At 59.5% G+C, this 3,954-nt stretch carries 2 protein-coding genes and 1 pseudogene; 2 read left to right on the top strand and 1 reads right to left on the bottom strand.

Going from position 1 to position 3,954, the window contains the following annotated elements; all coding sequences use genetic code 11:
• Window positions 1-2,316: endonuclease MutS2 (locus tag C5O24_RS11430; protein ID WP_107681846.1), on the bottom strand; the 2,316-nt coding region annotated here is incomplete at its 3' end.
• Between the two features lie 213 nt (window positions 2,317-2,529).
• Between C5O24_RS11430 and C5O24_RS11435 the strand changes: the two genes are divergently transcribed.
• Together C5O24_RS11435 and C5O24_RS11440 are read left to right on the top strand one after the other, a co-directional pair.
• Entirely contained in the window at window positions 2,530-3,081 is a 552-nt protein-coding gene (locus C5O24_RS11435) for an HdeD family acid-resistance protein (RefSeq protein ID WP_107035609.1), read from the top strand.
• Window positions 3,082-3,337: 256 nt separating this feature from the next.
• Window positions 3,338-3,954 (top strand): annotated as a pseudogene (locus tag C5O24_RS11440) (hypothetical protein); the annotation flags it as partial.

The following is a 3,954-nucleotide window of genomic DNA, read 5'->3' on the forward strand; positions in this document are numbered from 1 at the left end:
ATTTGTATAATCTACAGCTGCATCGTCGATAAAGTAGGTTATGGCCTGGAGCGCCTCGTCGACACGCATTCCCCTGACATCGATGTCGCGCTTGAAGCTGAGCTGACGGTCGCGGAGATCGTCGGCCGTGGCGGTGCTGACGAACGACGCCGGGCGTGACGGGGCGCGGTCGGGATCGGCCGCCGTGTGGCGCAGACGCGCCGTGTCGACCGTGGTCTTAAGCATACCGAACACCACCGTGGCACGCTTTCCCGACACTTCGAGCACACGTCCGGGCGTGCCCTCTCCATCGAGCTTCACGGCGTCGCCCACGGCTATCGGCCGCGAGGCAGCGCCGGCCGGCGGAGCCTCAGGCTTCGGCTTCTTAGCCTTTGGCGCTCGCCGCAGCAGCTCGTTGCCGCCCGATCCGACGCCCTTGGCCGACTCCATCTGACGTCGCTCCTGCTCAAGCTTGCGGCGAGCCTCCTGCGTCCGTTCCCTGTCGGCCTGCGCCTCGCGGATCGTGCGTATGGTGCGCTCTATGGCCGCATTGCTTCCTTCGAGTATCTTTCTGGCCTCCTGACGCGCCTCGCCAATGATCTCGCGCCGCTGCGAGCGGAGCGTTTCGGCCTCCTCCTCGTAACGCCTCAGGGTTTCCTCAAGCTTCTTCTCCTTCTGGCGGATGGCCATGCGCTTGTTTTCCCAGTATTTTCTGTCGCGCGCAATATCGAGCAGATATTTGTCGAGATTCACATAGTCGCTGCCCACTATCTCCTCGGCTTCGCGGATGATCTCCTGCGGCAGTCCGGTCTTGCGCGCGATCTCCACAGCGAACGAGCTGCCGGGATTGCCGATAGAGAGCCTGAACAGCGGCTGCATCAGATGACGGTCGTAGAGCATCGAGCCGTTGACAAGCCCGTCGGTATCCTCGGCGAAGTGCTTGAGATTCTGATAATGGGTGGTCACCACGCCCCAAAGTCCGAGATCGACGAAGCGGTGGAGTATCGCCTGTGCGATCGCTCCTCCGATCTGCGGCTCTGTGCCCCCTCCGAACTCGTCGATGAGCACCAGCGATCCGGGTCGTCCGTTGCCGACGATGGTCTTCATGTTGCGCAGATGCGAACTGTAGGTCGACAGATCGTCCTCTATCGACTGGTCGTCGCCGATATCCACGAAGATGTCGGAGAAAATGCCGAAATGCGAATTGTCGTGAACCGGCGGAAGCAGTCCGCACTGCAGCATGTACTGCAACACTCCGACCGTCTTCAGACACACCGACTTGCCGCCCGCGTTGGGTCCCGATATCACCAGCAGACGCGCTCCGGGAGTCAGCACAATGTCGAGCGGCACAATCTCGCGCCCCTGACGCCGCAGCGACAGCAGCAGTTCGGGATGACACGCATGATACCATTCCAGTTCCGGCCCGTCGGAGAGCGACGGCATACAGGCGTCGGTCTCTACCGCGTAGCGCGCCTTGGCTCTCACGAAATCGAGCCTTGCCACCACCTCGACCGACTCCTCGATCAAGGGTATCGACGGCCTCAGCCCGTCGGCCAGACGGATGAGTATGCGTGTGATCTCGCGGCGCTCCTCCATCTGCAGCTCCCGTATGCGGTTGTTGGCCTCCACCACCTCGGCCGGCTCTATGAACACCGTCTTGCCCGAGGCACTCTCATCGTGGACTATGCCTGAGATACGTCGCTTGTTCATCGGCGCGACAGGTATGACCAGACGTCCGTCGCGCATGGCCGGAGCCGCATCGGCCTCCAACACCCCGTCGGCCACCGCCCTGGCCATGACCCTTCGCATGGCCGAGTTGACCGACCCCGACATTGCCGACAACTGCCGTCGTATGGCCGCCAGCTCCGGCGAAGCATTGTCGAGAATCTCCCCGTAGCGGTCCATCACACGGTCGATCGCCGCAGCCTCGTTTCTGACGGTGCCTATCCGGCATGCGATGGCATCGAGCGCAGGGAGGGGCGATCGCCCCTCCTCGTCGCGCCTGGCGGCGAAGAAATCGGCCGTATCGGCCACTACGGCAAGCGCCCTGCGGAGCGACAGCATCTCGGCCGCCGGCGCAAACGTGCCCGGCAGGCGTATGGCCTTGAGCACCTCGTCCGGATTTCCGAGCCCGTCGAGCGGCGGCATCTCGCCGGCGCGGAGCAGGCGCAGCATCTCGTGGGCAGGCTGCAGACGGGCACGCACCTCATCGGCCGAAGCCGAGAATGCCATAGCCTCGACCATGGCACGCGAGGCATCGCAGGCACACAGCTCGGCCACACGCTGGCGTACGGCCGTAAATCCTATCTTGTGTTCGAATCTATCGGGGTATATCATGATCTGTAAGTAACTCTCAAATATCAGACCCATCAGCTACCCGTGGGGGTTTACTGCGGGGGTCGTTGTCGTTGTGTTTCCGACCACAAAGTTAATAAGTAAGACTCAAAGCTGAAAATCCATACTCTCTCCGGGCAGGTGTCGTCGCCCACGCACAACTTTTGCCAGCATATCGTGTTATAATATCAAAACAAACTTTAATCCGTCAGAATTATGAAAAACTTCAATCTATCTTTCTGGGGGCGCACCCGTTACTGGTGGGTAGTGCTCACTGTAGGCATCCTGATGGTGATCTGCGGATTCGCCTACTGGATATGGCCTGTAAGCGGCTTTGCCATAGCCTCTCAGCTCTTCGGATGGCTTCTGGTGCTGGCCGGCATCGTGCAGCTTTGTGTGGCCGCAGGCCCCAACCACGGCCGCGGCTGGGGCTGGTGGCTCGCAGGAGGCATCATCGACATGTTCATCGGCTTCATGCTCGTCAGGAGCGTGGTGCTCTCCGAAGCCGTGTTCCCCTACTTCATAGCCATCATCTTCCTCTACTGGGGCATCAGCGCCATCATCAGCTCCGTCAGCCAGCGCGACCGCCGCTACTGGTGGCTCTACCTGATCAACGGCATACTGCTGATGATCATAGGCTTCTTCTTCATCGAAGCCGGATGGGTACAGGACATGATGATGACCAGTTTCCTGACCTCGCTGGCCTTCATCTACTGGGGTTTCTCGATAGCGATGGTGAGCTACGACATGAAACCGACGCGCAACTGATCAGCCAACTGTATCCGTGCCGAATCGACAACTGACAAGCCGGTATCCCCGTCAGGCAATGCCGCGAGGATGCCGGCTATATGTTAAAAACGGCTAACACAGGCCTGTAAAAGGCGTGGAATTGGCAGAAATCACTACTTTTGTGGTTAGATAGCGATAAAAGCGACATATACGCAGCGCTGACTGTTAAACCAAGTGCTATCTTTGCAGTCATAACAGACAAATCAATCTATCAACACAAAAAACGACCGAACTTATGGCAAACATCACAAAAAGTCTTCTGGCGGCGCTTATCGCAGCGGCTCCGCTGGCCTGTGCGTCGGCCCAAGTGAATTTCGACGACGACATATACTTCAACCCCTCGAAGGACAAGGACAAAAACATAGAAGCCGCCAAGAAGCTCAAAAAGCAGCAACAGCAGCGGCAGGCCAACGCAGTGATACTGTATCCTGTGGAGGAATATCCAGCCGCCGACACCTACGAAGCCGAAGGCACGTCGGACCGCTCTGTCGACGAATACAACCGCCGCGGAGTGTTCGGCAAGAGCAAGACACCGTCGGACACCATCACGATGAGCGCCAAGGAGTACGAGCAGTTTGCCAACACCCGCCGCATCGAGCGCTATTACAACCCCGCCATAGTGACAGCCTCGGGCGACGATGATCTCGAACAGCTCTACTATGCCGAGCCGGCCGAGGTGAACATCTACCTCAACACCCCGGGCTACTGCTACGGGGGCTATCCCTGGGGCGGCTACTGGAACGGCTGGTATTCACCGTGGTACGGTCCCGGATGGCACTCCCCCTGGTATGGTCCTTCGTGGGCATGGGGTCCGTCATGGTCATGGGGATGGGGACCCTCATGGGGCTATGA

Source organism: Paramuribaculum intestinale (genome assembly GCF_003024925.1).
Taxonomy (GTDB): domain Bacteria; phylum Bacteroidota; class Bacteroidia; order Bacteroidales; family Muribaculaceae; genus Paramuribaculum; species Paramuribaculum intestinale.